Genomic DNA, 25,619 nt, shown 5'->3' on the forward strand with positions numbered 1-25,619 from the left:
TCTTTTTTTTGTACATTGGATAGCATAACCAATTAAATAAAGAAATTATGACTACATCAGTAAAACCACCTACCTGGTTCTGGGTGGTGAGCGTTATTGCACTTTTATGGAATTTGGTCGGAGTTTTCAACTATCTCAATCAAGCTTTTAATCAAGTAGCCATTTTAGAAAGTTTAAACCAAGCGCAACGCGAGGCTTTTGAAAGTATACCAGCTTGGGCAACCGCAGCATTTGCCATTGCCGTTTTCGCAGGTACCATTGCCTGCATAGGTCTTTTAATGCGCAAAAAATGGGCGCGCCCTCTTTTTATTATCTCATTGATTGCTGCAGTGGCACAATTTATTCACTGGCTGTTTATTTCTAATGCCGTTGAGGCTTTTGGACCTTCTACCTATGCCATGCCCGTATTCATCATTGTTATTGGAATCTATCTTGTCTCTTTTTCCAAAAAAGGTATTCAGAAAGGTTGGCTAAATTAAATCATAAAAAAGCCCCGAATGTTCGGGGCTTTTTTTATGCTTCACCAGTAGGTCCAAAATTTAATGGGATTGCCGGTTGTTCGTAATCTTGTATAGTTCCATGTGCCTGTTCAAATCGGCTTACGTTATCGTTTAAAGCCTTAAGCAGCTTTTTGGCGTGCTGTGGTGTTAAAATGATTCTGCTCTTAACCTTTGCCTTGGGCGCACCCGGCATTAAACTAATAAAATCTACAACAAATTCAGATACAGAGTGGTTGATAATAGCCAAATTGGAATATGTTCCCTCAGCGGTTTTCTCATCCAACTCTATATTGATCTGCTTCTGCTTTTTCTTTTCTTCAGCCATACTATTTTGTCTTAAAAACAAAAACCCCGGCTTAGGGCCAGGGTTTGTTTTATTTAGAATTTAAATTCCTCTTTTCGGGCCATGATCTCATCATACTCCTCTTTGGAACCTACGATGATACTATCATAATCCCTCATACCTGTACCGGCCGGAATCTTATGTCCTACAATCACATTCTCTTTCAAACCTTCCAAGGTATCCACTTTACCACTTACTGCGGCTTCGTTCAATACTTTAGTGGTTTCCTGGAACGATGCTGCAGAGATAAACGACTTGGTCTGCAACGATGCTCTTGTGATACCTTGCAAGATTGGGGTTGCAGTTGCTGCAACAGCGTCTCTTGCGGCCACCAAGGTCTTATCCTCTCTTCTTAGAATAGAGTTCTCGTCCCTTAGTTCACGTACAGTCAGAATCTGTCCTGGTTTCAATCTTTCTGAATCACCGGCATCCTCAACCACTTTTTTACCGAAAATCTCATCATTTTCATTGATAAAGTCGTCTTTGTGTACCAATTGATTTTCTAGGAAAATCGTATCTCCTGGATCTTGGATTTTTACTTTACGCATCATTTGTCTCACAACAACCTCGAAGTGCTTGTCATTAATCTTCACACCTTGTAAACGATATACTTCCTGTACTTCGTTCACCAAGTACTGTTGTACAGCAGATGGTCCCTTAATGGACAAAATATCTTCTGGCGTAATGGAACCATCGGACAATGGCATACCTGCTCGTACGTAGTCATTCTCCTGAACCAAGATTTGGTTGGACAATTTAACCAAGTACTTTTTGATATCGCCTGTCTTGGACTCGATAATAATCTCACGGTTACCGCGCTTGATCTTACCGAAAGATACCACACCATCAATTTCAGAAACAACTGCCGGGTTGGAAGGGTTACGTGCTTCGAACAGCTCGGTTACCCTTGGAAGACCACCGGTAATATCCCCTGCCTTGGCAGATTTACGTGGGATTTTCACCAAGATCTTACCTTCTTTAACCTTTTCATTGTCATCAACCATCAAGTGAGAACCTACAGGCAAGTTGTACGAACGCAATGTTTCACCTTTACCATCCTTGATCAACAAGGTCGGTATCAACTTTTTGTTTCTGGTCTCGGAAATCACTTTTTCTTGGAAACCGGTTTGTTCATCGATTTCAACTTGATAAGTAACCCCTTGCTCAAGATTTTCGTAAGCAATCTGACCAGAGAACTCAGAAACGATTACACCATTATATGGATCCCATTCACAAATTATAGTTCCTTTCGTAATTTTCTCACCGTTCTTAATGAACAATTGAGAACCGTAAGGGATATTATTTGTACTTAGGGTAATTCCAGTTTTTGGATCGACAATCTTAACTTCAGATGTTCTGGAGATTACAATATCGGTTTTACCACCTTCACTGTTTTCTCCTTTAACCAATCTTAGGTCTTCAATTTCAGCAATACCATCAAACTTGGACTCCAACTTGTTGTCCTCGGAAATGTTACCTGCAATACCACCCACGTGGAAGGTACGCAAGGTCAACTGTGTACCTGGCTCACCAATGGATTGTGCAGCTACAACACCAACAGCTTCTCCTCGCTGTACCATTTTGTTGGTAGCAAGGTTTCTTCCGTAACATTTGGCGCAAATTCCTTGTGGAGCCTCACACGTCAATGGAGATCTTACTTCTATTTTCTCAATTGGAGCTGCCTCTACCCTTTTTACATCGGCTTCATTGATCTCTTGTCCTGCTTTCAGCACAAGCTCTTCGGTCAATGGGTTGTACACATCGTGCAACGATACCCTACCCAAGATTCTCTCACCCAAGGTTTCAACAATCTCCTCATTTTTCTTCAATGGTTCTACTTCGATACCTCTCAAAGTTTCACAATCCTCGCTGTTCACGATCACATCCTGTGAAACATCCACCAAACGTCTGGTCAAGTAACCCGCATCCGCCGTTTTCAAAGCGGTATCCGCAAGACCTTTACGTGCACCGTGGGTAGAGATAAAGTATTCCAAAATCGACAACCCTTCCTTAAAGTTCGAAAGAATCGGGTTTTCGATGATTTCACCACCACCAGCTGTGGATTTTTTAGGCTTGGCCATCAATCCACGCATACCGGTCAACTGACGAATCTGCTCTTTGGAACCCCTTGCACCTGAATCCAACATCATGTATACAGAGTTGAATCCTTGCTTGTCCTCACGGATTCGTTTCATCGCCAACTCGGTCAACATAGCGTTGGTAGATGTCCAAACATCAATTACCTGGTTGTAACGCTCGTTGTTGGTGATAAGACCCATGTTATAGTTCATCATAATACCATCGACCTGCTCATTGGCATCGCCGATCATATCCTGTTTTTCTGCAGGAATAATAATATCACCCAAACTAAAGGATAGACCACCCTTAAAGGCGAAATCGTATCCCATGGCCTTGATTTTATCCAAGAATTCAGCAGTTCTTGGCACATCGGTCACTGCAAGAATGTCCCCGATGATATTTCTAAGGGCTTTCTTGTTCAATACCGTATTGATGAATCCTGCTTGTTCCGGTACAACCGTGTTGAACAATACACGACCTACTGTGGTTTCAATGATTTTATAAACCAATTCACCTTCTTCGTTAAAGTCTTTGGCTCTTACCTTAATACCGGCGTTAAGCGAAACCTTTTTCTCGTTGAAGGCTATCTCTACTTCTTCAGAAGAATAGAAGGTCAATCCTTCACCCAAAACAGGCTCTTCTTTGGTAGATTTCTTGTGCTTGGTCATATAGTACAATCCCAAAACCATATCCTGAGATGGTACGGTAATCGGAGAACCGTTCGCTGGGTTAAGGATGTTCTGTGAAGCCAACATCAATAATTGTGCTTCCAAAATGGCCTCTGGCCCCAAAGGCAAGTGAACTGCCATCTGGTCCCCATCAAAATCCGCGTTAAATGCGGTACACGCCAATGGGTGCAAACGAATCGCCTTACCTTCAATAAGTTTTGGCTGGAACGCTTGGATACCCAATCTGTGCAATGTGGGGGCACGGTTCAACAATACGGGGTGTCCTTTAAGGACATTTTCAAGAATATCCCATACTACGGGCTCCTTCTTGTCTATAATCTTTTTAGCTGATTTAACCGTCTTTACAATACCTCTTTCAATCAACTTACGGATGATGAAAGGCTTGTAAAGTTCAGCAGCCATATCCTTAGGAAGACCACACTCGTACAAGTTCAGTTCCGGTCCAACAACAATCACGGAACGAGCGGAATAATCCACACGTTTACCCAAAAGGTTTTGACGGAAACGACCTTGCTTACCTTTCAATGAATCGGAAAGGGACTTCAATGGTCTGTTAGACTCTGTTTTTACGGCAGATGCCTTCCTTGTATTATCGAAAAGAGAGTCCACGGCTTCTTGAAGCATACGTTTTTCGTTTCTCAAGATCACCTCTGGCGCCTTGATTTCCATTAAACGCTTCAAACGGTTGTTACGGATGATCACTCTTCGGTACAAGTCGTTCAAATCGGATGTCGCAAAACGACCACCATCCAACGGCACCAACGGACGCAATTCCGGTGGAATCACAGGTATCACCTTCATGATCATCCACTCAGGGTTGTTTTCCCTGTTGTTTTGTGATTCACGAAGGGCTTCAACCACCTGAAGACGTTTCAACGCCTCAGTTTTACGTTGCTTGGAAGTTTCAGTGTTCGCCTTGTGACGCAGTTCGTAAGACAATTGCTCCAAATCGATTCTGGACAAAATCTCGATCAAACACTCGGCACCCATTTTGGCGATGAACTTGTTTGGATCGGTATCCTCCAAGTATTGGTTCTCGGTAGGAAGCGTTTCCAAAATGTTCAAATATTCCTCTTCGGTCAAGAAATCCATTTTATTGATTTCCTCACCTTCTGGACCTTTGGCAATACCCGGCTGGATAACCACATACCTTTCGTAGTATATGATCATATCCAACTTTTTGGATGGTAATCCCAAAAGGTATCCTATTTTGTTTGGTAGCGAACGGAAGTACCAGATGTGCGCTACTGGAACCACAAGGTTAATGTGTCCCACACGGTCTCTACGTACCTTTTTCTCCGTCACTTCAACACCACAACGGTCACAAACGATTCCACGGTAACGGATTCTTTTGTATTTACCACAGGCACATTCGTAATCCTTTACAGGACCAAAAATACGCTCGCAGAACAATCCATCACGCTCTGGTTTGTGCGTTCTATAGTTAATGGTTTCAGGCTTCAAAACTTCTCCACGGGACTCTGCCAAGATTGACTCTGGAGAGGCCAATCCGATGGAAATTTTGTTGAACCTTTTTTGTGCGTTATTATCTTTTATTCTAGCCATAACAATATGGTGATGATATAATTAATGTAATATAGTATTCTACTCTTCCAAACGGATATCCAAGCCCAAACCTTTAAGTTCGTGCATCAATACGTTGAAAGATTCTGGCAATCCAGGTTCTGGCATGGTCTCACCCTTAACAATGGTCTCATAGGTCTTGGCCCTACCGATCACATCATCCGACTTCACAGTCAATATCTCCCTAAGGGTAGATGATGCTCCGTAGGCTTCCAATGCCCAAACTTCCATCTCTCCAAAACGCTGACCACCGAACTGTGCCTTACCACCCAATGGTTGTTGTGTGATCAAGGAGTATGGTCCAATAGATCTTGCGTGCATCTTATCGTCGACCATGTGACCTAATTTCAGCATGTAGATCACACCAACGGTTGCACGTTGATCAAAACGTTGACCTGTTCCACCGTCATATAGGTAGGTATGTCCAAATCTTGGTACACCAGCTTCATCGGTAAGTTTGTTGATCTCATCCAACGAGGCTCCGTCGAAAATCGGGGTCGCATATTTCTGACCCAATTTTTGTCCGGCCCAACCCAATACGGTTTCGTAAATCTGACCAATGTTCATCCTTGAAGGTACACCAAGTGGGTTCAATACAATGTCCACAGGGGTTCCGTCTTCCAAGAAAGGCATATCTTCTTGACGAACGATACGGGCAACAATACCTTTGTTACCGTGACGACCTGCCATTTTATCACCAACCTTAAGCTTACGCTTTTTAGCGATGTATACCTTAGCCAATTTCATGATACCTGCAGGAAGTTCATCCCCAACAGAGATGGTAAACTTGTCCCTTCTTAGGTTACCTTGAATGTCGTTCAATTTAATTTTGTAGTTGTGCAACAAATCGGCCACCAATGCATTGGTTTTGTCGTCTGTTGTCCAGCTACCTCCTACCAAGTGAGCGAAATCATCAACAGCGTTCAACATTTTGATGGTGTATTTCTTTCCTTTTGGAAGTACTTCTTCTCCCAAATCGTTGATTACACCTTGTGATGTTTTTCCGCTGATCAACCCGAACAACTTCTCGATCAATACATCTTTTAGTTGTTGGAACTTCACTTCGTAGTCCATCTCCAATCTTGCGATGGCTTCTTTGTCTTCGGAACGTTTTCTCTTGTCCTTGATGGAACGTGAGAACAATTTCTTATCGATTACCACACCTCTCAAAGATGGTGAAGCCTTCAATGAAGCATCTTTAACGTCACCTGCTTTATCACCAAAGATGGCACGCAACAATTTTTCTTCAGGAGTTGGATCGGATTCTCCTTTTGGAGTGATCTTACCGATCAAAATATCACCTGGCTTCACTTCGGCACCAATACGGATCATACCGTACTCATCCAAATCCTTGGTTGCTTCCTCGGATACGTTGGGAATATCGTTGGTCAATTCCTCGGCACCCAATTTGGTATCCCTTACTTCCAAGGAGTACTCATCAATATGAATGGAGGTAAAGATATCCTCACGAACAACTTTTTCGGAAATCACGATCGCATCCTCAAAGTTGTATCCTTTCCAAGGCATAAAGGCAACCTTCATGTTTCTACCCAAGGCCAATTCACCTTTCTCGGTAGCGTAACCTTCACAAAGCACCTGACCTTTTTTCACTTTGTCACCTTTCTTTACAATTGGTTTCAAGTTAATGCTGGTCCCTTGGTTCGTTTTTCTAAACTTCACCAATTGGTAGGTCTTTGAGTCGTCGTCAAAGCTTACCAAGCGCTCTTCATCGGTCCTTGTATATTTTATTGTGATTTTTTGTGAATCCACATATTCCACTACTCCATCTCCCTCGGCATTGATCAATACCCTGGAATCGGTAGCTACTTGTCTTTCCAAACCTGTACCTACAATAGGGGAATCCGGTCTCAACAATGGAACGGCCTGACGCATCATGTTCGATCCCATCAAGGCACGGTTCGCATCATCGTGCTCCAAGAAAGGAATCAAGGATGCAGAAATGGATGCTATCTGGTTCGGCGCAACGTCAGTGTACTTCACCTCTGTTGGATCCACTACCGGGAAATCGCCTTCTTCACGGGCAATTACCTTTTCCCTTTCAATGGTTCCATCATCTCCCAATGGGATGTTGGCTTGGGCAATCTTCATTCCCTCCTCTTCTTCGGCACTTAGGTAAATGTGGTTTTTGGTATCCACTTTACCATCTTCAACTTTACGATAAGGAGTTTCCAAGAAGCCCATATTGTTCACCTTGGCAAATACGGACAACGAAGAAATCAAACCAATGTTCGGTCCTTCAGGTGTCTCAATAGGACACAATCTTCCGTAGTGTGTATAGTGAACGTCACGCACTTCGAAACCGGCTCTTTCGCGGGAAAGACCACCTGGCCCTAGTGCGGACAATCTTCTCTTGTGTGTTATCTCGGCCAACGGGTTGGTCTGGTCCATGAACTGGGACAACTGGTTGGTTCCGAAGAAAGAGTTGATCACGGATGACAATGTCTTCGCGTTGATCAAATCGATCGGAGTAAATACCTCATTGTCTCGAACGTTCATACGCTCACGGATGGTACGAGCCATACGTGCCAAACCTACGCCGAACTGTGAGGACAATTGCTCACCTACGGTTCTTACACGACGGTTGGATAAGTGATCGATATCATCAATCTCTGCTTTGGAGTTGATCAACTCGATCAAATACTTGATGATAGTGATGATATCTTCTTTGGTCAATACCTGCTTGTCCATTCCGATATCCAAGCCCAATTTCTTGTTCATTCTGTAACGACCTACTTCACCTAAGTTGTACCGTTGGTCGGAGAAGAACAATTTATCGATAATACCACGAGCTGTCTCCTCATCTGGCGGCTCGGCATTACGCAATTGTCTGTAAATGTGCTCTACCGCTTCTTTTTCGGAGTTGGTAGGGTCTTTTTGCAAAGTGTTGTGGATAATGGCGTAATCGGATTGTGCATTGTTCTCCTTGTGAAGAAGTATGGTCTTCACGTCGGCGTCAATGATTTCATCGATATGCTCTTTTTCCAAAACGGTATCACGATCAAGTACAATTTCGTTTCTTTCGATGGAAACCACTTCACCTGTATCCTCGTCCACGAAATCCTCATGCCATGTGTTCAACACCCTGGCGGCCAATTTACGGCCCAATACTTTTTTAAGTCCGGTCTTGGAAACCTTTACTTCTTCCGAAAGGTCGAAGATTTCCAAAATATCCTTGTCCCTCTCAAAGCCGATGGCTCGGAACAATGTGGTTACCGGTAATTTTTTCTTCCTATCAATGTAGGCATACATCACCGAGTTGATATCGGTGGCAAATTCAATCCAAGACCCTTTGAAAGGAATTACCCTGGCTGAATATAGTTTTGTTCCATTTGCGTGGAAAGATTGTCCAAAGAACACTCCTGGAGATCTATGCAATTGGGAAACCACAACGCGTTCCGCACCGTTGATCACAAAGGTTCCACTAGGAGTCATGTATGGGATGGTACCCAAATACACATCCTGTACGATAGTTTCGAAATCTTCGTGCTCTGGATCGGTACAGTACAATTTTAAACGTGCCTTTAACGGTACGCTGTAGGTAAGTCCACGCTCGATACATTCTTGGATGGAATATCTTGGTGGATCAATGAAGTAATCCAAAAACTCAAGTACAAACTGGTTTCTGGTATCTGTGATTGGAAAATTCTCCATGAAGGTGTTGTAGAGACCTTCGTTTCCTCTTTCGTCAGATTTAGTTTCAAGCTGGAAAAAGTCTTGGAACGATTTTATCTGAATGTCCAAGAAATCCGGGTATTCCGGTATGTTCTTAGCGGATGCGAAATTAACTCTTTCAATAGTGTTTGTGAACATCTATGGACAAATTTTGATCGTGAATACTAAGTGGGTTCGTGTACGGCTTTATACACTCCTTATATAAATAGGCTAAGGTCTAACCAAAAAATGGAAAGACCTTAACCAAGTTCTAATGGGAAAAGCGATTATTTAAGCTCAACTTCCGCTCCTGCTTCTTCCAATGATTTTTTGATGCCTTCTGCTTCATCTTTGGCAACACCTTCCTTAACAGCTTTTGGTGCGCTGTCAACGATTTCTTTAGCGTCTTTTAGTCCAAGACCGGTCAATTCCTTAACCAATTTTACGACTGCCAATTTAGATCCACCGGCAGCTGTAAGGATTACATCGAATTCTGATTTTTCCTCAGCAGCTTCACCTTCACCTCCACCAGCGGCAGCACCACCAGCAACGGCCACTGCAGCAGCAGCAGGCTCAATACCGTATTCTTCTTTTAAAATGTCGGCCAACTCATTTACCTCTTTTACTGTAAGGTTTACCAACTGTTCTGCAAAATCTTTTAAATCTGCCATTTTTCTATCGTTTAATAAAAATGTTTAAAAATATACTTAGTTTATTGTGCGCGAATTATTCTTTCTCAGAAAGGGTTTTAAGGATACCTGCCAATTTACCGCCTCCAGACTTAAGTCCAGAAATAACGTTTTTGGCCGGTGATTGCAACAATCCAATGATATCCCCGATAACTTCCTCTTTGGACTTGATGTTAACAAGTGCGTCAAGGTTGTTGTCCCCGATGTAGACGGCCTCTTCGATAAAGGCTCCTTTCAACACGGGCTTTTCTGATTTTTTTCTAAAGTTCTTGATAAGTTTCGCAGGTGCGTTCCCTGTTTCGGACAACATCAATGATGTATTGCCTTTCAACACTTCGGGAAGCTCACCAAATTCCTTATCAGAAGCTTCCATTGCTTTTGCAAGCAAGGTGTTCTTAACGACCGCAAGCTTAATATTCGCCTTGAAACACGCTCTTCTCAAATTGGAGGTGTCCACGGCATTCAATCCTGATATGTCCGCCAAATAAATGTTTGGATTATCAGCCAACTGTGCAGTCAAGTCTTTTATTACTGTTGCTTTTTCTTCTCTTGTCATAGTTAAAAAAATTGAACTACCAGTTATTGAACTGCTTTTGGATCTAATTGAATACTAGGACTCATGGTACTGGACAAGTAAATACTTCTCATATACACACCTTTTGCAGCGGAAGGCTTCATTTTCACCAAGGTGTCTATTAACTCCCTAGCGTTTCCTGCGATTTTGTCTGCAGAGAAAGAAGCTTTTCCAATTGCAGCGTGTACAATTCCAGTTTTGTCCACTTTAAAGTCTATTTTACCAGCTTTAACATCGGATACTGCCTTGGCAACATCCATAGTTACTGTACCGGTCTTTGGATTGGGCATTAAACCTCTAGGTCCTAAAATCCTACCTAATGGTCCAAGTTTACCCATAACGCTTGGCATGGTAATGATCACATCAACATCGGTCCAACCGTTTTTTATTTTATCCAAATATTCGTCCAATCCTACAAAGTCAGCACCGGCTTCTTTTGCTTCTGCTTCTTTGTCTGGAGTCACCAATGCTAAAACTTTTACATCTTTACCAGTTCCGTGAGGAAGGGTAACAACGCCACGCACCATTTGATTTGCTTTTCTTGGATCTACACCCAAACGAACTGCCAAATCAATGGAAGCGTCAAATTTTACATTGGTTATTTCTTTTACTAAAGCTGACGCCTCTTCCAAAGAATAGAGTTTGTTCTTGTCTATTTTGGCTTGGGCCTCTTTTTGCTTTTTAGTCAATCTTGCCATTTCTTAGTTGCTTTCAGATTTTAAAAAGGTCTTGGTCCTGCAATTTTCAGACCCATCGATCTAGCAGTACCTGCAACCATACTCATTGCAGATTCCACGGTAAAAGCATTTAAATCCACCATTTTGTCCTCGGCGATTGCTTTTACTTGATCCCAGGTTACTGAACCATTTTTAACCCTGTTAGGTTCTCCCGATCCTTTTTTAATCTTGGCCGCTTCCATCAATTGAACTGCCGCAGGTGGTGTTTTTACAACAAAATCGAAAGATTTGTCTTTGTAAACGGTGATAACAACAGGTAAAACTTTACCTTGCTTGTCCTGTGTACGAGCATTAAACTGCTTACAGAACTCCATGATGTTAACACCAGCAGCACCTAAGGCGGGTCCAACCGGTGGCGATGGGTTCGCAGCACCTCCCCTAACTTGTAATTTAACTACCTTATCTACTTCTTTTGCCATTGTTTCTAATTAAATTTAAAGTGTGTCAATTGGAAGCAACACAGCTTTATATATGTAACAGCTCTAATTATACTTTTTCTACTTGCATATAGCTTAGTTCCAATGGTGTTTTTCTTCCGAAAATCTTCACCATTACCTCTAGCTTACGCTTCTCTTCATTGATCTTCTCAACAGTTCCGTTAAAACCATTGAAAGGTCCATCAATAACCTTGACCGTTTCACCCAACACGAACGGAATGGCAACATTGTCTGTATTGACAGCCAATTCGTCCACTTTCCCCAGCATACGGTTCACTTCGGATTTTCTCAACGGAATGGGATCACCTCCTTTAACTTCGCCCAGAAAACCAATCACATTGGTTATGGAACGAATGATGTGCACCATTTCTCCGCCAAGATTGGCTTTTATCATGATATATCCAGGAAAGTAAACACGTTCTTTATTGATTTTCTTTCCGTTCCTGATCTGAACAACTTTTTCGGTAGGCACTAGAACTTCTTCAAGATAGTCGCCAAATCCTGCACGCTCTACCTCGCTTTCAATATAGCCTTTGATCTTGTTCTCCTGACCACTGACCGCTCTAACTACATACCATTTTTTCTCCAGAACCTCAGACATATCGACCGATCTTTATCCTATTAATTTTTCAAAATACAACGTGATCAAATTACTGAACAAGGAATCCACTCCCCATGTTGCCAAAGCAAACAAGATGGAAAATACAGCTACAATTACCATAAGATTGGAAGCTTTACCTCTTTCCAACCAGGTAACATTATTTTTAAGCTCTTCGAATGATTCCTTTATATAAGTGACCATAATTTTAATGTATTTTACTAGCACGGGAGGAGAGACTCGAACTCCCGACACCTGGTTTTGGAGACCAGTGCTCTACCAACTGAGCTACACCCGTTTATAATTACACTGAAAGGTATCCCGAGAAAATCGGAACACCCTTGAGTGCAATTTTATAATAATTTGAATCTTAATCTAGAATCTCAGTAACCTGACCGGCACCTACTGTTCTACCACCCTCACGGATAGCGAAACGTAGACCAACGTTACAAGCTACAGGCTGGATCAAATCCACAGTGATTGTCAAGTTATCACCTGGCATTACCATCTCTACACCGTCAGGCAAGTTAATGTTACCTGTTACGTCAGTAGTTCTCAAGTAGAACTGAGGACGGTAGTTGTTGTGGAATGGAGTGTGACGTCCACCTTCTTCTTTCTTAAGGATATAAACCTCTGCCTTAAATTTAGCGTGAGGAGTTACAGAACCTGGCTTACAGATAACCATACCTCTTTTGATATCGGATTTCTCGATACCTCTCAAAAGAAGACCAACGTTATCACCAGCTTCTCCTCTATCCAAAATCTTACGGAACATCTCAACCCCTGTGATGGTAGAAGTCAATTTTTCAGCACCCATACCGATGATGTCCACAGGGTCACCAGTATTGGCAACACCAGTTTCGATACGACCAGTAGCAACGGTACCACGACCTGTAATAGTGAATACATCTTCGATTGGCATAAGGAAGTCTTTGTCAACTTCACGCTCTGGCTCCTCGATCCACTCATCAACAGCTTTCATCAACTCCATTACAGTGTCAACCCATTTTTGCTCACCGTTCAAAGCACCAAGTGCAGAACCGGCAATAACAGGACCATTGTCTCCATCATACTCGTAGAAAGAAAGCAATTCCCTTACTTCCATCTCAACAAGCTCCAAAAGCTCTTCATCATCCACCATGTCAACTTTGTTCAAGAAAACAACAATACGTGGAATACCTACCTGACGTCCCAAAAGGATGTGCTCACGAGTTTGTGGCATAGGACCATCTGTCGCAGCAACAACCAAAATAGCACCGTCCATCTGAGCAGCACCAGTAACCATGTTCTTTACGTAATCCGCGTGACCAGGACAGTCAACGTGAGCGTAGTGACGGTTTTCTGTTTGGTACTCAACGTGTGACGTGTTGATTGTAATACCTCTTTCTTTTTCTTCAGGAGCGTTGTCAATAGAATCAAAGCTTCTTGTTTCAGACAAACCTGCGTTGGCCAATACAGTGGTGATAGCAGCGGTCAATGTAGTTTTACCGTGATCCACGTGTCCAATGGTACCAATATTTAAGTGCGGTTTGGAACGATCAAAAGTTTCCTTTGCCATTTTAAATAATTTTAATCTTAGTTTATATTAGTGTACAAATCGTTTTGAGCCAATGACGGGATTTGAACCCGTGACCTCTTCCTTACCAAGGAAACGCTCTACCCCTGAGCTACACCGGCCTATGGGTTATCAGGTTTAGAGTTTAAAGTTACAAGCTCAGCTCGTCAAAACTTCAACCTTCTTCTCTTGAAATCAAAGTTTCAAGTTTAGAGCGGGAGACCGGGTTCGAACCGGCGACATTCAGCTTGGAAGGCTGACGCTCTACCAACTGAGCTACTCCCGCATTTTTTCTGGACTTCCATCCAAAGATTCCATTATTTCAAAAAAACCTTCTTCCCAGTTGTTCCGCTGAACAACTTTTGTGGGGGGAGCAGGATTCGAACCTGCGAAGGTAAAAACCAACAGATTTACAGTCTGTCCTCGTTGGCCGCTTGAGTATCCCCCCGCCTTATTTTCAGTAACTTACGAGCCGATAGAGGGACTCGAACCCACGACCTGCTGATTACAAATCAGCTGCTCTAGCCAGCTGAGCTATATCGGCATTTCACCGCTTTTTACTCACTAAAAAAGCCCGCTATTTCTAACGGACTGCAAATGTATATATTTATATTTTAATTCAAAATAAATTTTGAAAAATTTTCATCAAGCTTTCGCCCTTAGTTTTTCCTTCTTTTTCACCAACTGTCTTTCCAAAGAACTACAGGCCGAATCTACAGCCTCTTCAAATGACTTACATTGTTTTTTTACCATGAATTTATCTCTTGGGACAAACACCATGATTTCCACGATCTTATTTTCTTTAGCACTTGTGTTTTCAACTTTTAAATACACATCCGATTCAATGACCTTGTCATAGAACAATTCCATCTTGTCCATCCGTTTTTGGATAAAGTCGATGAGTTTACCATCAGCTGCAAAATTTACCGATTGTGCGTTTACTTTCATAAGACGAAGTTTTTAGTACTGTCAGAGACAGTGAAGTTAAACAATACAAGAATTTATTTCTTGTTTCTTGGGTGGGCCTTTTGATGTATTTTTTTTAGTTCGGCGATACTGTTGTGTGTGTACACTTGCGTGGACGCCAAACTAGAATGACCCAACAGTTCCTTTACGGAATTTAAATCTGCCCCCCTGTTGAGCAAGTGCGTTGCAAAGGTATGCCTGAGTATATGTGGGCTCTTTTTTACCTTGGGGGACACCAAACTAAAATACTTATTTATAGTTCGATAAACAAGTGTTTCATATATTTTAAGACCTTCTTTTGTTAATAATAGATATGATAAATCCACTATACTTTCCAGTTCCGAGCGCTTGACCAGATAATTTTGAATCTGTTCCACTGTGGATGGCAGCAAGGGAATCAAACGTTCTTTGTTCCTTTTACCGAGCACTTTTAAAACCTGCCCGGAAAGGTTAAGATCTTTCACCTTTAGGTTGACCAGTTCGGCTCTTCGCATGCCCGTGGTGTACAGTAATTCTATAATCAGTTTGTCCCGTACCCCTTCAAAATCTTCATCAAAGGGAATTTCGGACAAAATAGATTGCATTTCGGTTTCTGAAAATGGGACCTCTACCTTTTTATCTGTTTTAAGTGCCCTATGCTTCACCAAAGGTGAAATGGAAATATCCCCAACCTTCAACAAAAATCTATAATAGGCTTGCAGCGAAGAAATCTTTCTGTTGATGGTCCTATTGGAAACACCCTGATCGGAGAGAGCAACTATCCAGTTTCTGATCAAGGGGTAGGAAACATGCACTATGTTCTGCTCCCCATGATGCTCCTTACAGAATGCTGCAAAGGTTTCAATATCCTTTTGATATGCCTTTATCGTATGTTCGGAGTAGTTTTTCTCCAAACCCAGATAAGATATAAAAGCAGTTACGGACATACATCAAAGGTAGCGATTAGAATCTGTTCATAGCTAAAACGAAAAATCCCGCTCCAATATTGGAACGGGATTGATATATTTTGTAAAAGCGATAGCCCTATACTTCTTCTTGGTCTCTTAGGCCTTGAATGTATTGTGCTTTTTGAATTTGCGCTCTACGCTCTACAGAAGGCTTGGTGAACTGCTGTCTTGTTCTCAACTGACGCATGGTACCTGTTCTGTCGAACTTACGTTTGAAACGCTTCAAAGCTCTATCGATGTTTTCTCCTTCTTTTACTGGTATAATTAACATGGGCTACAACCTCCTTTCTTTAAAATTTTGGTCTGCAAATATACAAATGATATTTAATGGGTAAAGAAATATTTTACTTTTTTAAAGAACCCCTATGTAGTGGGCTTTTTATATTCTTTTTTATCCACGATGATCTTCGCCAAAATTTCCTTCAAAATTTCAGATGTACCTCCTCCAATAGGCCCCAGTCTGCTGTCGCGCATCAAACGTGCCATTGGGTAGTCTTCAATATAACCGTAGCCTCCCAAAAATTGTAGGCAATTATAAATGACCTCATCGGCCATTTTTGTGGATTTCAATTTAGATATCGTTGCCTCTTTTACAACATATGCTCCTTGTTCCATTTGTGCTACGGTCGAATAATTAAACTGTTTGCACAACAACATATCCGAATATAAATCGACCAAACGGTGGCGCAATGCTTGAAATTGATCGATGCTCTTGCCAAATGCTTCCCTTTCGGACATATATTGCAACGCATAGTCCAAGGCATACTCTGCCCGAGCATGGGCATTGACACCCATTACCAAGCGCTCCAAAGCAAATGCTTCCATAATGTATGCAAACCCAGCGTTTTCATCTCCCAATAAATTAGCTGCCGGAACTTCTACATTATCAAAGGCCAATTCCGCAGTATCCGAGGCTCTCCAACCCAATTTATTGAGTTTACTGGCAGAAACACCCTTGGCATTCCTGTCCATAACAAACATACTTATACCCTTGTGGCCAGCATCTTTATCTGTTTTGGCTGCCAATATAATGTAGTCGCCGTAAACCCCATTGGTGATAAATGTTTTGGAGCCATTTACAATATAAACATCTCCTTTTTTTTCGGCCGTGGTACGCATAGCGGCAACATCACTTCCTCCAAAGGGTTCTGAAACTCCCAAACAGCCTATTTTGTTTCCAAGCACACTGGGTTCCAGATAAGTCCTTTTCTGGTCATCATTGGCCAATTTGTTCAGGTAGGTCATTGCCAAGTATTGATGTGCCCACATGGCCGCGGCGAAACCTCCCGAATTTATTCTCTGTAATTCCTCTAAAAAAATAACGGTATAAAAAAGGTCCAGGTCCAAACCGGAATATGCCTCGGGGCTCATAAGGCCAAAGTAGCCCATTTCACCGAACTTGGTCCATATAGCTTTATCAATCTTACCGGATTCTTCCCATTCCTCAATATGGGGGGCAACTTCTTTCTGTAAAAAATCCTTTAAACTTTCGCGGAATAAGTTATGCTCTTCCGTGAAGTACATATCGTTCATAGCACCAATTTTATAAAGACAAATATAAAGCTATTCTGTCTAGTTTTTCCGTAGGAAATTGGTCCACCTGACTCAATTCCTGCAGCGATACAAATAAACCATTTTTATCTCTATAATCAATAATATTGGATGCCAACAACTTATCTATGTAGATTAATTGGGACAACTCCTCTGCTCTCGCCTTGTTAATATTGATTTTGGTTACCAACGGAAGCTCGATTACCTGAAACTTGAGCAAAGCCCTTTCGACAACTTCTGGTTTTAGACCATACACATCATATAATTGTCCGTTGACCAAAAAGCCCCCTAATCTATCCCTGAACTTCACAATTCTTTCTGACAACGTTTCACCAATGCCATAAACTGATTTTAAATCTTCCGCAGTGGCCGAGTTAAGGTCTTGTATTGCTGTTATTTTTTCAGGCTTTGATAGTGTCTTTTTTACCGTTTGATTTTTCCTTACCCAATCTGGAAATTTAAAATAGGGCGAGATTTGATGCAACAACGAATCTGAAATTTGGGTAATGGTCTGAAATTCCTTCGCAGAATTCACAAACTTGCCCTGCTCCCTAAACGCAAACAACCTGTCCAATTCAGAAGTAGACAAACCCAAGGCATACCCTTTGTAGTCGGTAATGAAATTCGGATTAAAAGGATAAATTTTAGGGGTTGCTAAAGGTTGATGGGCTTTTAAACTATCAATCTTATGCTGTTCTGGAATATTGGTGGCAAAACCAGCTTCTCTTGGTGATGGATTTGCTTTCACATAATAATACCCTCCTTGAAGCACAATCACGATCAACAATAAAAAGAAAATCCCACTTCGTTCTTGTTTATTGAACCTGAAGTGGGATTTGAATTTCATCTTAACTTAGTCTCTTACATTTTATCCACCAAATCTTCTGCACCATCATCCAATGCATCTTCTTTTTTATTGATGGCGTTCATATATTTTCTCAATTCTTTTCGAACCACTGGTGTAAGCAAAATAACACCTATAATATTAGGTACTACCATTGCAAAGATCATGGCATCCGAAAAGTCGATTACGGAACCAAGACTAATGGACGCTCCAACAACTACAAAGAACAGGAACAATATTTTATACGCTAGGTCACTTCTTTTACTTTTTCCAAAAAGGTACATCCACCCTTGCATTCCGTAGTAAGACCAAGAAATCATAGTAGAGAATGCAAACAAGATTACCGCTATGGTCAGTACAACGGAGAAGTGTGGAATTACTGTATCAAAAGCAGTGGCGGTAATCTCCACACCTTCGGTAATCTCGGTACCGTACTGCAAGAACCCTGCTTCGTAGTTGGTAATGATGATTACCAAAGCAGTCATGGTACAAATTACAACGGTATCCACAAAAGGCTCCAAAAGCGCAACGATACCCTCACTCGCAGGGTACTTGGTACGTACTGCGGAGTGGGCAATGGCTGCCGAACCTACACCAGCTTCGTTGGAGAAGGCTCCCCTACGAATACCTTGGATCATTACACCGATAAGACCACCTGCTATTCCCAGTCCAGAGAAGGCTCCCTCAAAAATCAATCCGAAGGCATCATCAATGGAAGAGAAGTTGGCACCCAAAATAATCAGGGCTGCCAATACATATATACCGGCCATGAAGGGTACAATTTTTTCCGTAACGGATGCTATCCTTTTAATACCACCGATAATCACAATAGCCACCAAAACGGCCATCACAATTCCAAAATACAATCCGGCGTTGTCGTTTTCAATACCTGACAATTCCACAAACTGGGCAGCTGCTTGGTTGGCCTGGAACATGTTTCCTCCACCAAAAGAACCACCAATGACAAATATGGCGAACAATACGGCGAGAACTTTACCCAAACCTTTGGCATTTTTCTCTTTTAGACCTTTGGTCAAATAGTACATTGGCCCTCCGTAAACGGTTCCATCTTCACCAACGTCCCTATATTTTACACCCAAGGTACATTCCGCAAATTTTGATGCCATTCCCAACAATCCTGCAAGCATCATCCAAAAAGTTGCACCTGGACCACCAATGGAAAGGGCCACGGCAACACCGGCAATATTACCCAAACCAACTGTGGCAGAAAGGGCTGCGGTAAGTGCCTGAAAGTGGGAGACTTCTCCATGAGCCGATTCATCCCTAATGGTATCCGGCAAATCGTGCTCTTCCGATTCATCGCCATACAAATGATCGACCCCATGCTTTTCAATATCCTCATATTTACCCCGAACTACCTTTATGGCAGTCCAAAAGCCTGTAAAGTTGATGAGCTTAAAATAAATGGTGAAATATAATGCTCCTCCTACCAATACAATAAGTACCCAAGGTATCTGAAATTGATCCGAAAAAGGAATTTCGTAGAAAATCGCATCCACGAACCAACTTGTATATTTGGAGAAAACCGCATCAATTTTTTCCGATGTGCTTTCCTCCTGTGCGAAAGAAAGAGCTGGTAACAATAAACTAATTAAGGAAAGAAGTCTATACTTCATAATAATGTTTTGGTTATGTTAGTTTTTTGTAAAGGCCCCAATATCCTAAAAAATTTGCTCGCAAAAAAATTAAAGGGTGTTAAACTAGCCTATCTGAAACATTTGATTCAGCTTCCTGATCTGCTCTGGTCGTCCCAAAACAATTACCTTGCTTCTGGGCTGCAGTACCATATCGGCCTCGGGGTTGATGATATATTTCCCATTGGGATCTATATATCCTATTATGGTACAGCCGGTTTTTCTTCTCAAGTCCAAATCGCGCAAGGAATGGCAGTCCATTTGATTGGTAAAATCCTCAATACTGACTTCTTCCAAGTTTGTTGTGTGCTCCCCTTCAACGGAGAGTTGGTCCAAAAAGGTAATCAGATCGGGCATCACTACTAAAGATGCCATATGATCCCCTCCGATTTTATCCGGCATAATTACCTTGTTAGCACCCGCAAATTCCAATTTTTTTATTGAGGTAATCTGAGACGCCCTACTTATAATGAACAGGTTCTTGTTCAATTGTCGTGCGGAAAGCACTATGAAAAGATTGGCAGCGTCGTCTGGTACCGCCGTAATTAAATACTGGGCTCTATCAATTCCTGCTTGCAAGAGCACCTCATCCTCGTTCGCATCGCCCTCTACAAATAACACATCCTCCTCATGTCGGTCAATGATTTCCTTATCCTTTTCAATAACAACAAAAGGCTTTTTGTAGGCGATCAATTTTTCTGCCGCCTGCATGCCGTTTCTACCAAAACCGCAAACCACAACATGGTTGGAAAGACTATCTATTTGTTTTTTCACTTTTTTCTTTTTTAGTAATTCCAATGAGTTTTTTCCAAGAATATATTCGGTAACCACAGAAATGGCAAAACCGAAGATAAATACACTGGTAACGATTAAAAATACGGTAAAAATCTTTGCATTGGCATCCAATGGCCTTACCTCCGAAAAACCAACCGTGGTTACCGTAATAATGGTCATGTACACAGCCTCTATCCACGTAAAGTCGGATAACATTTTATAACCGACAACCCCAAACAAAAGCACCACAACCATTAAGGAAAGGGCCAACACTATTTTGGAACGCATCAGTCTAATCATGGTTACAGGTCAAATACAGATGTTCTTTTGGTATAGATCAAGTCTTTAATCCGAAGCCAAAATGCAATAAAAAGGTAAAGCGCAAAACCAAAACCCAAAGTAACAAAGGTTAGATAAATAAAGCTGGTACGCACAACACGGGCGCGAATACCAAGCCTTTCGGCAATACGCCTGCAAACCTCGAAGCCTCTTTTTTGAAAGTAATAAAGGGTATTGTAAAATAAAGACATGGTTAAAATTATGTATTTCTATTCAATAATTGCGTACCCACGGTACATTGCATGCATTTATTTTTAGCACAGTAATTGGTATAAAGTTCCAACTTTGCCTGACTTTCCAGTGCATTTTTGGTTTTTGAACCAATTTTATCAAAGTTTTTAATGATTGAATTGTCTTCCGTACCAAGTTGGGAGACCAATGCGACAAGCTCTTCGTTCCAATCCTTTCCCAAATGCCTTGCATAACAAAATTTAAGGGGCACCAAGGTATTGATCACAACAAGGTCAATAAACTTTTTGGATATTTTCTTCACCCGCTTTTTAGATACCTTGCCAAAAGTATAATGATCATCCCAATAAGATCCCGCGTAAATCTCGAAGGCTTGATAAATTTCTTCCAGCTTGTTGAGGCCCATCAATTTTGAAAAAACACTATGGGTCCCTTCATATAAGTTGACCAATTGGGAAATTCGTATGGTGGGGAAATTTAAAGGCCGTAATCCAAAGAATTCTGGTTTGGATCCATTCTTGTTCAAACCAAATTTATGTACCAAATACTCGTACTCTTTTTGGAGTTGTAGATAATGGTTATCCGTACAATCGGATACATTCAAGAGTCCAAAATGGCCAAAAAGCAAAGCTTCCAATTGCAAGGGCCCGTTGGTTGTTTTTCTCACTATGGAAAAATCCAATTGTTGTGCCCGCTCCAAAAAGTATGGGCCATTGACCATGGACCCGAAATTCTTGGCCAAAAGCATAAAAAGTACCGCCTCCCAATCGTTCATGGAAACCTTTAACAGGTCCAAGATCAATTTGGACTTGTGCTCCAACCTTTCAAAATACAACCGGTGCAGCCAGTTTTCGACCAAAAAGGAATCGATATCTTTTAGATTCTTTTCGCAATTGATAAAACTGGTTCGCGAATTATTCATCAAGTCCCGATAGCCATTCAAAAGTTGGTCTGTAATATATTGTTTCACTTCCAAAGTGGGAATTTGGGACCCGTCCTTCCTAAAAACAGCAATGTCATCCTCCCAAACAACATGTAGGATGACATTGTCGTAATTTTCATCTGTTTCATGATGATGCACATACCAGTCAGAAGACTTAAGGTGCATCTCTACATTACCGGCCCATAGCTGTCCATCAATTTCTAGTTTGGCATTAAAAAAATCCGGCCCAGCAAGCATGTTTTGCGTTCCGGTTGCCTTTATAGAGATGGTTTCACCCTTACCGGTACATAGCTGATCTGTTGGAAGCTTATTATGCTTCCAAATAAAATAAAGTAGGTCTTCTCGCATTGATTTGGGATAAATGGAGATCTACTCTACCTTTTCGCCTTCCCAATTCATAAAGCCTCCTTCCAAGTTATAGGCATTTTCAATTCCGATACTGTTCATTATGGCACAGGCTTGTCCACTTCGGGCCCCTGATCTACAATAAACGTAGTAGTTTTTAGACTTGTCCAATTTTCCCAGTTCCTCCATAAACTCTTGCCCTAAGTAAATATCAATATTTACAGCACCTGGGATATAACCTTCCTCAAACTCTTGAGGAGTTCGAACATCCAACATAAAGGCATTGTCATCATTTTGTAATTGCTCTGCCCATTCTTCTTGTGATAAATCTGCCATCTTTTTCAATTTATGTTCTGCAAAAATAAAAATCCGGAGCATTCCTCCGGATTTCTTGTTGTATTATTTTGATGGTACGCTATTTAATTCCACATCCAATGGCTTTCGTTGTTTTCGGATTGATTTCATTTCCTGCCAACATTGCATCCACGGCATTCTCCACAAAAGTTTCGTCCACTTGTGATGCATCTTGATAATTGTCGTCAATGGCACCGATATATTTCACCCTGTTTCCGGATACGGTTTTTTCCAATAAAAAAACATGTGGCGTGCGCGTTGCCCCATATTGGGGATATACGTTTTGCCCCTCATCCAATAAATATGGAAAAGTGAAGCCTTTCTCGGCTGCGCGCTCTTTCATTTTTGCAAAACTGTCTCCCGGTTTGGCACTAGGGTTATTCGGATTTATTGCGATAACCGGCACGCCTTTGGGTTTGTATTTGGCATCCAGCGCAATAATCCTATCCTCATAAGCCTGTGCATACGGGCAGGTATTGCAGGTAAAAATGACCAGAAAGCCTTTGGCAGTATTAAAGTCGGATAGTGATACCATAGTGCCGTCCACATTCTTCAATGAGAAATCGGCGGCCATATCGCCAACTTTATAACCCTCCTCCATGTTATGTTCACCCCCGTTATTCAATCCCATGGCAAAAGATGCTGCAACTACCAAGAACAAGACAACTCCTCCAAAAATCCTTGTCTTTTTCATAATCGATTATTTTGTGAATTTATTCAACTCTTCTTTTAACTCTTCATACGTGAAACCACGCTCGTAAAAAGTTCGTTTATCCTTATTATATATTAAGGTCGCGGGAATGGCACCACCCCACTCTTCGGATACCTTTGGTATCCAATCGTTTTGTTTTGGGTCGTCTAGGATAACCACCTTGGATTGAATTCCCCGGTTTTCAACAAAAGGTTCCAAACGGGTCTTCCACATATTGGGCATGTCCAAGTTGACAAGTATTACCTCTACATTATTGTCCTTTTGTTCTGAATTGATTCGCTCAAAATAGGGCATTTCCGCAATACAGGGTTTGCACCAAGTGGCCCAGAAATTTACAACGTAGGTTTTATCATCTTCTTTGTGGAGCATAGGTTCAAAGCCATCAAAATCATACACGGGAAACTTAACATCTGTGCTCTCCTCGGCTTCTTCCATAACAATTTCGTTGCCAAGAGTTTCAACCGTTTCTTTTTTTTGCTCTTTCTTTTCGGCACAGCCCGAAAAAATGGAAACTATCAACCCCAAAGTAAATAACTTGTTCATTATCTGTTTTTTACGTGCTTAAAAATATAGAAGTCCAGTTCGCTTTTTCACTCTTTAACAAAAATTTATCAATCAAATATTTGGATATAGATTCCAAATAAGATTACATTTGTATATACAAATATTGTTTATACATGAATGTTGAAGAGATAATAAAGACCTCAAAAAAAATTCCATTGGAACCCAGGACCTTGATTCATTTGCAATTGGTACATAATAAAATCAATGAAGCAATGAACGCTGCCCTTAAACCTTTTGAAGTCTCTCTGCAACAATTCAATGTATTGCGAATTTTAAGGGGTCAACAAGGCAAACCTGCCAACCTATCCACCTTAAACGAGCGTATGGTCACCAAAATGAGCAATACCACAAGATTAGTGGATAAACTTTTGGTAAAGGGTTTTGTAAACAGAACCGTTTGCCCTTCGAACAGAAGGAAAGTTGAGATAGTGATTACGGATTCTGGACTTAAAGCTTTGGAGCAAATGGATAAGTCATTGGAAGTTGCACATCAGGCAATCTATCAAAACTTCAGCAAAGAAGATTTAGAAAAATTAAACGAATTATTAGATAAATTTTAAAAACAGCATGAGCACAGTCATTGAAAATAGAACATGGCGATACGCCACCAAAAAGTTTGATGCAAACAAAAAAGTTTCAGAGCAAGATTTGGATACCTTACTGGAAGCTACCCGTTTGAGCGCATCTTCTTATGGATTGCAACCTTACCATGTTATCGTGGTATCTGACCAAAAGGTAAAGGAGCAATTAAAACCAGTTTCTTGGGACCAATCCCAAATCACTGATGCATCGCACATTATCGTATTTGCCAATGCAACAAATTTTGGTGAAGAACTTGTAGACGATTACTTGGAGAACGTAAGCAAAACCAGAGAGATTCCCATGGATGGACTAAAGGGATATTCTGATTTTATGAAGTCCAAACTAATGGATCTCCCTGCAGAGACCAAAAGCACCTGGACAGCAAAACAAGCCTATATCGCCTTCGGAAATTTAATGCAGGCTGCCGCAGAATTAAGAATTGACACCTGTCCGATGGAAGGTTTTGAATCCGAAAAATACAACGAGATTTTAGGACTGGACGAGAAAAACCTTAACGCAGCCGTTGTATTGACCGTGGGATACCGTTCCGAGGAAGATGCAACTCAGCATTTACCCAAAGTCCGAAAATCAAAAGAAGAATTATTTACCCTTATATAAATATTGAAACCTTTACAATTTAAAACAGAAATTAAAACAATTATGAAAAAGACAATTTTAAGCTTAGCATTGGTCACCCTTTTTGGAGCATCGGCAATAGCCAACCCACTTGAAAAAGAAACCAAAGAAGTAAAGACTACCGAAAGCACCGTAACTTGGAAAGGTTACAAAGTTGGAGGTTCCCACACAGGAACTATCAGCTTGGAGTCAGGTGCTTTGGAATTTGACGGTGAAAAATTGGTTGGCGGTGAGTTTGTTGTAGATATGACAAGCATCAATGCAACCGATTTGGAAGGTGATTACAAAAACAAGTTGGACGGTCACTTGAAGTCCGATGACTTTTTTGGCACTGCCAATCACCCAACGGCCAAATTGGTTTTCACCAACGTAAAATCAACAGGGAAAAATTCTTACGATGTAACTGGTGACCTTACCATTAAAGGTAACACTGAGCCTGTGACTTTTGAGGTTTCCGTTTATGGTGACAAAGCCACTGCCACCTTAAAAGTTGACAGAACAAAGTACGACGTAAAATACGGATCTGGAATCATTGGGACAGCCAAGGACAAATTGATCTACGATGAGTTTGATTTGGTAGTTGATCTACAGATGTAATCAACTCCTTTTTAGTGTGTGGAAATCCCGCCCGAGTAATTCTTGGACGGGATTTTTTATTTTAAACAAAACATTGTTGTCCCGTTAAAAATTCCTCCCTATATTTGGCACAATGAATAACAGAATAGCAAATAACTGGTGGTGGATAAACTTACGTCAAACGT

The 25,619-nt window shown here is 41.3% G+C and carries 26 protein-coding genes and 5 tRNA genes; 4 read left to right on the forward strand and 27 right to left on the reverse strand.

Annotation, left to right across the window (positions count from 1 at the left end):
• Positions 1-47: 47 nt before the first annotated feature.
• On the forward strand, positions 48-479 hold the full coding sequence (locus tag J0654_RS13925) for a hypothetical protein (RefSeq protein WP_207029732.1): 432 nt from the start codon (positions 48-50) through the stop codon (positions 477-479).
• A 34-nt stretch (positions 480-513) separates the two neighbouring features.
• On the opposite strand, the gene J0654_RS13930 is transcribed toward J0654_RS13925, so the two are convergent.
• From J0654_RS13930 to J0654_RS14055, 27 genes are all read right to left on the reverse strand, one after another.
• The gene (locus J0654_RS13930) at positions 514-825 is read right to left on the reverse strand and encodes a DUF3467 domain-containing protein (RefSeq protein ID WP_207029733.1); all 312 of its coding nucleotides are present in this window, start codon (positions 823-825) and stop codon (positions 514-516) included.
• A 53-nt stretch (positions 826-878) separates the two neighbouring features.
• A complete protein-coding gene (gene rpoC, locus J0654_RS13935; RefSeq protein ID WP_207029734.1) occupies positions 879-5,177 on the reverse strand; it encodes a DNA-directed RNA polymerase subunit beta' in 4,299 nt (1,432 codons plus the stop codon).
• Between the two features lie 39 nt (positions 5,178-5,216).
• Entirely contained in the window at positions 5,217-9,026 is a 3,810-nt protein-coding gene (rpoB, locus tag J0654_RS13940) for a DNA-directed RNA polymerase subunit beta (RefSeq protein ID WP_207029735.1), read from the reverse strand.
• A gap of 128 nt (positions 9,027-9,154) precedes the next feature.
• Positions 9,155-9,538, reverse strand: a complete 384-nt coding sequence (gene rplL / locus J0654_RS13945; protein WP_014033483.1) for a 50S ribosomal protein L7/L12 — start codon at positions 9,536-9,538, stop codon at positions 9,155-9,157.
• A gap of 55 nt (positions 9,539-9,593) precedes the next feature.
• Entirely contained in the window at positions 9,594-10,112 is a 519-nt protein-coding gene (gene rplJ, locus J0654_RS13950) for a 50S ribosomal protein L10 (RefSeq protein WP_207029736.1), read from the reverse strand.
• Positions 10,113-10,135: 23 nt separating this feature from the next.
• Entirely contained in the window at positions 10,136-10,828 is a 693-nt protein-coding gene (gene rplA, locus J0654_RS13955) for a 50S ribosomal protein L1 (protein ID WP_207029737.1), read from the reverse strand.
• Positions 10,829-10,848: 20 nt separating this feature from the next.
• Entirely contained in the window at positions 10,849-11,286 is a 438-nt protein-coding gene (rplK, locus tag J0654_RS13960) for a 50S ribosomal protein L11 (protein WP_207029738.1), read from the reverse strand.
• Positions 11,287-11,353: 67 nt separating this feature from the next.
• The gene (nusG, locus tag J0654_RS13965) at positions 11,354-11,905 is read right to left on the reverse strand and encodes a transcription termination/antitermination protein NusG (protein WP_014033479.1); all 552 of its coding nucleotides are present in this window, start codon (positions 11,903-11,905) and stop codon (positions 11,354-11,356) included.
• Positions 11,906-11,917: 12 nt separating this feature from the next.
• Positions 11,918-12,106 carry a preprotein translocase subunit SecE gene (secE, locus tag J0654_RS13970; protein WP_100817505.1) on the reverse strand — a complete coding sequence of 63 codons (189 nt, stop codon included), beginning with the start codon at positions 12,104-12,106 and terminating at the stop codon, positions 11,918-11,920.
• Positions 12,107-12,127: 21 nt separating this feature from the next.
• Positions 12,128-12,200, reverse strand: a tRNA-Trp gene (locus J0654_RS13975).
• Between the two features lie 72 nt (positions 12,201-12,272).
• The gene (gene tuf, locus J0654_RS13980; RefSeq protein ID WP_207029739.1) at positions 12,273-13,460 is read right to left on the reverse strand and encodes an elongation factor Tu; all 1,188 of its coding nucleotides are present in this window, start codon (positions 13,458-13,460) and stop codon (positions 12,273-12,275) included.
• 47 nt (positions 13,461-13,507) lie between these two features.
• Positions 13,508-13,579, reverse strand: a tRNA-Thr gene (locus tag J0654_RS13985).
• 91 nt (positions 13,580-13,670) lie between these two features.
• A tRNA-Gly gene (locus tag J0654_RS13990) sits at positions 13,671-13,743 on the reverse strand.
• A 79-nt stretch (positions 13,744-13,822) separates the two neighbouring features.
• A tRNA-Tyr gene (locus tag J0654_RS13995) sits at positions 13,823-13,905 on the reverse strand.
• 22 nt (positions 13,906-13,927) lie between these two features.
• A tRNA-Thr gene (locus J0654_RS14000) sits at positions 13,928-14,001 on the reverse strand.
• Positions 14,002-14,102: 101 nt separating this feature from the next.
• Positions 14,103-14,405, reverse strand: coding sequence for a ribosome hibernation-promoting factor, HPF/YfiA family (gene hpf, locus J0654_RS14005; RefSeq protein ID WP_207029740.1), 303 nt, complete (start codon positions 14,403-14,405; stop codon positions 14,103-14,105).
• Between the two features lie 53 nt (positions 14,406-14,458).
• Entirely contained in the window at positions 14,459-15,349 is an 891-nt protein-coding gene (locus J0654_RS14010) for a tyrosine-type recombinase/integrase (protein ID WP_207029741.1), read from the reverse strand.
• 97 nt (positions 15,350-15,446) lie between these two features.
• Positions 15,447-15,641, reverse strand: a complete 195-nt coding sequence (rpsU, locus tag J0654_RS14015; RefSeq protein WP_119606422.1) for a 30S ribosomal protein S21 — start codon at positions 15,639-15,641, stop codon at positions 15,447-15,449.
• A 92-nt stretch (positions 15,642-15,733) separates the two neighbouring features.
• Positions 15,734-16,903 carry an acyl-CoA dehydrogenase family protein gene (locus J0654_RS14020; protein ID WP_207029742.1) on the reverse strand — a complete coding sequence of 390 codons (1,170 nt, stop codon included), beginning with the start codon at positions 16,901-16,903 and terminating at the stop codon, positions 15,734-15,736.
• A 10-nt stretch (positions 16,904-16,913) separates the two neighbouring features.
• Positions 16,914-17,768: a ComEA family DNA-binding protein gene (locus J0654_RS14025; RefSeq protein ID WP_207029743.1), complete on the reverse strand. Its 855-nt coding sequence runs from the start codon at positions 17,766-17,768 to the stop codon at positions 16,914-16,916.
• Between the two features lie 14 nt (positions 17,769-17,782).
• The gene (locus tag J0654_RS14030) at positions 17,783-19,402 is read right to left on the reverse strand and encodes an alanine/glycine:cation symporter family protein (RefSeq protein ID WP_207029744.1); all 1,620 of its coding nucleotides are present in this window, start codon (positions 19,400-19,402) and stop codon (positions 17,783-17,785) included.
• A gap of 84 nt (positions 19,403-19,486) precedes the next feature.
• A complete protein-coding gene (locus J0654_RS14035) occupies positions 19,487-20,494 on the reverse strand; it encodes a potassium channel family protein (protein WP_207029745.1) in 1,008 nt (335 codons plus the stop codon).
• Between the two features lie 2 nt (positions 20,495-20,496).
• A complete protein-coding gene (locus tag J0654_RS18320; RefSeq protein ID WP_014033469.1) occupies positions 20,497-20,724 on the reverse strand; it encodes a PspC domain-containing protein in 228 nt (75 codons plus the stop codon).
• Positions 20,725-20,732: 8 nt separating this feature from the next.
• Positions 20,733-22,013, reverse strand: a complete 1,281-nt coding sequence (locus J0654_RS14040; RefSeq protein WP_207029746.1) for a DUF2851 family protein — start codon at positions 22,011-22,013, stop codon at positions 20,733-20,735.
• A 21-nt stretch (positions 22,014-22,034) separates the two neighbouring features.
• On the reverse strand, positions 22,035-22,346 hold the full coding sequence (locus J0654_RS14045) for a rhodanese-like domain-containing protein (RefSeq protein WP_207029747.1): 312 nt from the start codon (positions 22,344-22,346) through the stop codon (positions 22,035-22,037).
• Positions 22,347-22,425: 79 nt separating this feature from the next.
• Positions 22,426-23,058, reverse strand: a complete 633-nt coding sequence (locus tag J0654_RS14050; protein ID WP_207029748.1) for a thioredoxin family protein — start codon at positions 23,056-23,058, stop codon at positions 22,426-22,428.
• A 6-nt stretch (positions 23,059-23,064) separates the two neighbouring features.
• Entirely contained in the window at positions 23,065-23,619 is a 555-nt protein-coding gene (locus J0654_RS14055; protein ID WP_207029749.1) for a TlpA family protein disulfide reductase, read from the reverse strand.
• A gap of 134 nt (positions 23,620-23,753) precedes the next feature.
• Between J0654_RS14055 and J0654_RS14060 the strand changes: the two genes are divergently transcribed.
• From J0654_RS14060 to J0654_RS14070, 3 genes are read left to right on the forward strand one after another with little or no spacing between them, the layout of a single operon-like run.
• On the forward strand, positions 23,754-24,200 hold the full coding sequence (locus tag J0654_RS14060; protein WP_207029750.1) for a MarR family winged helix-turn-helix transcriptional regulator: 447 nt from the start codon (positions 23,754-23,756) through the stop codon (positions 24,198-24,200).
• Positions 24,201-24,207: 7 nt separating this feature from the next.
• A complete protein-coding gene (locus tag J0654_RS14065; protein WP_207029751.1) occupies positions 24,208-24,840 on the forward strand; it encodes an NAD(P)H-dependent oxidoreductase in 633 nt (210 codons plus the stop codon).
• 42 nt (positions 24,841-24,882) lie between these two features.
• Positions 24,883-25,455 carry a YceI family protein gene (locus tag J0654_RS14070; protein WP_207029752.1) on the forward strand — a complete coding sequence of 191 codons (573 nt, stop codon included), beginning with the start codon at positions 24,883-24,885 and terminating at the stop codon, positions 25,453-25,455.
• Positions 25,456-25,619: the final 164 nt, after the last annotated feature.

This window comes from Flagellimonas profundi, assembly GCF_017313275.1.
GTDB lineage: Bacteria > Bacteroidota > Bacteroidia > Flavobacteriales > Flavobacteriaceae > Flagellimonas > Flagellimonas profundi.

Bases quoted from the DNA above. Each gene is read 5' to 3' on its own strand.
- J0654_RS13925 (WP_207029732.1), top strand. From the start codon at position 48: ATGACTACATCAGTAAAACCACCTACCTGGTTCTGGGTGGTGAGCGTT.
- J0654_RS13930 (WP_207029733.1), bottom strand. From the start codon at position 825: ATGGCTGAAGAAAAGAAAAAGCAGAAGCAGATCAATATAGAGTTGGAT.
- rpoC (WP_207029734.1), bottom strand. From the start codon at position 5,177: ATGGCTAGAATAAAAGATAATAACGCACAAAAAAGGTTCAACAAAATT.
- rpoB (WP_207029735.1), bottom strand. From the start codon at position 9,026: ATGTTCACAAACACTATTGAAAGAGTTAATTTCGCATCCGCTAAGAAC.
- rplL (WP_014033483.1), bottom strand. From the start codon at position 9,538: ATGGCAGATTTAAAAGATTTTGCAGAACAGTTGGTAAACCTTACAGTA.
- rplJ (WP_207029736.1), bottom strand. From the start codon at position 10,112: ATGACAAGAGAAGAAAAAGCAACAGTAATAAAAGACTTGACTGCACAG.
- rplA (WP_207029737.1), bottom strand. From the start codon at position 10,828: ATGGCAAGATTGACTAAAAAGCAAAAAGAGGCCCAAGCCAAAATAGAC.
- rplK (WP_207029738.1), bottom strand. From the start codon at position 11,286: ATGGCAAAAGAAGTAGATAAGGTAGTTAAATTACAAGTTAGGGGAGGT.
- nusG (WP_014033479.1), bottom strand. From the start codon at position 11,905: ATGTCTGAGGTTCTGGAGAAAAAATGGTATGTAGTTAGAGCGGTCAGT.
- secE (WP_100817505.1), bottom strand. From the start codon at position 12,106: ATGGTCACTTATATAAAGGAATCATTCGAAGAGCTTAAAAATAATGTT.
- tuf (WP_207029739.1), bottom strand. From the start codon at position 13,460: ATGGCAAAGGAAACTTTTGATCGTTCCAAACCGCACTTAAATATTGGT.
- hpf (WP_207029740.1), bottom strand. From the start codon at position 14,405: ATGAAAGTAAACGCACAATCGGTAAATTTTGCAGCTGATGGTAAACTC.
- J0654_RS14010 (WP_207029741.1), bottom strand. From the start codon at position 15,349: ATGTCCGTAACTGCTTTTATATCTTATCTGGGTTTGGAGAAAAACTAC.
- rpsU (WP_119606422.1), bottom strand. From the start codon at position 15,641: ATGTTAATTATACCAGTAAAAGAAGGAGAAAACATCGATAGAGCTTTG.
- J0654_RS14020 (WP_207029742.1), bottom strand. From the start codon at position 16,903: ATGAACGATATGTACTTCACGGAAGAGCATAACTTATTCCGCGAAAGT.
- J0654_RS14025 (WP_207029743.1), bottom strand. From the start codon at position 17,768: ATGAAATTCAAATCCCACTTCAGGTTCAATAAACAAGAACGAAGTGGG.
- J0654_RS14030 (WP_207029744.1), bottom strand. From the start codon at position 19,402: ATGAAGTATAGACTTCTTTCCTTAATTAGTTTATTGTTACCAGCTCTT.
- J0654_RS14035 (WP_207029745.1), bottom strand. From the start codon at position 20,494: ATGATTAGACTGATGCGTTCCAAAATAGTGTTGGCCCTTTCCTTAATG.
- J0654_RS18320 (WP_014033469.1), bottom strand. From the start codon at position 20,724: ATGTCTTTATTTTACAATACCCTTTATTACTTTCAAAAAAGAGGCTTC.
- J0654_RS14040 (WP_207029746.1), bottom strand. From the start codon at position 22,013: ATGCGAGAAGACCTACTTTATTTTATTTGGAAGCATAATAAGCTTCCA.
- J0654_RS14045 (WP_207029747.1), bottom strand. From the start codon at position 22,346: ATGGCAGATTTATCACAAGAAGAATGGGCAGAGCAATTACAAAATGAT.
- J0654_RS14050 (WP_207029748.1), bottom strand. From the start codon at position 23,058: ATGAAAAAGACAAGGATTTTTGGAGGAGTTGTCTTGTTCTTGGTAGTT.
- J0654_RS14055 (WP_207029749.1), bottom strand. From the start codon at position 23,619: ATGAACAAGTTATTTACTTTGGGGTTGATAGTTTCCATTTTTTCGGGC.
- J0654_RS14060 (WP_207029750.1), top strand. From the start codon at position 23,754: ATGAATGTTGAAGAGATAATAAAGACCTCAAAAAAAATTCCATTGGAA.
- J0654_RS14065 (WP_207029751.1), top strand. From the start codon at position 24,208: ATGAGCACAGTCATTGAAAATAGAACATGGCGATACGCCACCAAAAAG.
- J0654_RS14070 (WP_207029752.1), top strand. From the start codon at position 24,883: ATGAAAAAGACAATTTTAAGCTTAGCATTGGTCACCCTTTTTGGAGCA.